Origin of the sequence: Brasilonema bromeliae SPC951 (assembly GCF_012912135.1) — a bacterium.
Taxonomy (GTDB): Bacteria; Cyanobacteriota; Cyanobacteriia; order Cyanobacteriales; family Nostocaceae; genus Brasilonema; species Brasilonema bromeliae.
Genome location: NZ_QMEB01000410.1, coordinates 1 through 1822, shown reverse-complemented (window position 1 = coordinate 1822; position 1822 = coordinate 1). Strand labels below are relative to the sequence as shown.

Annotated in this window: 1 protein-coding gene; it reads right to left on the bottom strand. The window is 46.5% G+C overall.

Translation table 11 applies throughout. The features are described 5' to 3' along the window. Window positions 1-56: 56 nt before the first annotated feature. Window positions 57-1643, bottom strand: coding sequence for a glucose-6-phosphate isomerase (locus DP116_RS28105; protein ID WP_169158235.1), 1587 nt, complete (start codon window positions 1641-1643; stop codon window positions 57-59). Window positions 1644-1822 lie beyond the last annotated feature (179 nt).

Genomic DNA, 1822 nt, shown 5'->3' with positions numbered 1-1822 from the left:
CTCGTCCACCCCTTGTTTACTGTTTACTGTTCACTGTTCACTATTGACTGTTTTAATTAGCTAACAGAAATCTTCAAGCTGCTGGGTTGTCCTAGATCTCCTTGCAACACGACTCCGCGCTGATTTGCCTGTAGATGACGCACAATCTTATAAATTGCCTCGATTTTGTCTGTTGCACCTGCTTTTTGAGCAATTTCCTCTATAGAGAGGGCTGTTTTTTCTGTTTGCAAAACTTTTACGACTTGTTTTTGCAACTCCAGAATTGCAGCCGCAGCTTTTTTACCAGCTTCTACGCCTGGTTGATGGTAGGCGTTGATGTTCACTAAGCTGGCGTATAAGCCGACAGCGCGATCATATAAAGCGATGAGCGCACCAACTGTCCGGGAATTCACTTGAGGAATAGTCACAGTAATCGAGTCGCGCTGGTTTTCATAAAGCGCTTGTCGAGTTCCTTGCAAAAAACCAGAGAGATAGTCGCCCATTGTAACTCCAGGTTCAAGTTCTGAAGATGGTCCGTTGCGGTCTTCCAAAACTTCAATGAATGTGGCAAAGAAATTTGGCACACCCTCACGCAACTGCTGAACATAAGCGTGTTGGTCGGTTGAGCCTTTGTTGCCATAAACGGCGATACCTTGGTGAACGACGTTGCCTTCTAAGTCTTTCTCCTTACCCAAGGATTCCATCACCAGCTGTTGCAAATACCGACTGAAAAGAAGTAAGCTGTCTTTGTAGGGTAGGACAACCATGTCTTTTTCGCCTCGTCCATTGCCAGCATAATACCAGGACAAAGCTAACAATGCGGCTGGGTTCTGTTTGATATCAGGGATGCGGGTGGCGTCATCCATCTGTTTTGCACCCTCTAGCATGGCGAGAATATCAACGCCTTGCAACGCCGCTGGTAATAGCCCCACAGCAGACAATTCTGAGGTGCGTCCTCCCACCCAGTCAAACATGGGAAATCTTGCGAGCCAGCTTTCGGATTTTGCTTGTTCGTCCAGCTTACTACCTGGCATGGTAATGGCGATCGCATAATTAGCAAAGTCCAAATTCTGTCCAGCGTAAGCTTTTTTAACTTCAATCATACCATTACGCGGTTCTGGCGTTCCCCCAGACTTGGAGATCACCAATACCAAAGTGCTGGCGAGACGGTTTCTCAAATGATTCAAAATGCGGTCAATTCCTGCTGGATCGGAATTGTCAATGAAGTGAATTCCCAGCGACGGGAAGTCTGAGGCTAACGCTTCCGCAACGAATTGGGGACCTAAGGCAGAACCACCAATACCAATAGAGATAATATCAGTGAAGCGAGGCGCTTTTGGGGGATGAATTCCACCCGTGTGGACTTTTTCGGCAAATACTTCGATTTGCTCTATGCTGTCTACGATTTCTTGTGTGAGTTCTGGCGTTGGGGCTAAATCAGGATTTCGCAGCCAGTAGTGTCCAACCATGCGGTCTTCATCTGGATTGGCGATCGCCCCCTTCTCAAGTTCCGCCATATCTGCAAAAGCTTTTTCAAACTTCGGCTGCAACTTCTCTACAAAGGCGTCATCAAACCGCATCCGGCTCACATCGAGGTATAGTCCCAATTCTTCATGGAAATATAACCATTTCTGGTATCGTTGCCAAAGTGCCGTAGCGTCCATAGGGGAATCTCAGGTAAAGTGATTTTCAAAAACAAGTTTAAGCCAAGGTGCTAGCAATCCCTGTCTATCTTATACAGTTTTAAGTGTTGGCTTGATTCTTCACCCTAAACATCTGGCATAGGGATGACCTCGCCAGAATTTTCTCATAAAACAAAGGGAGATGAGGAGAAGGGGAGAAG

Bases quoted from the DNA above. Each gene is read 5' to 3' on its own strand.
- DP116_RS28105 (WP_169158235.1), bottom strand. From the start codon at position 1,643: ATGGACGCTACGGCACTTTGGCAACGATACCAGAAATGGTTATATTTC.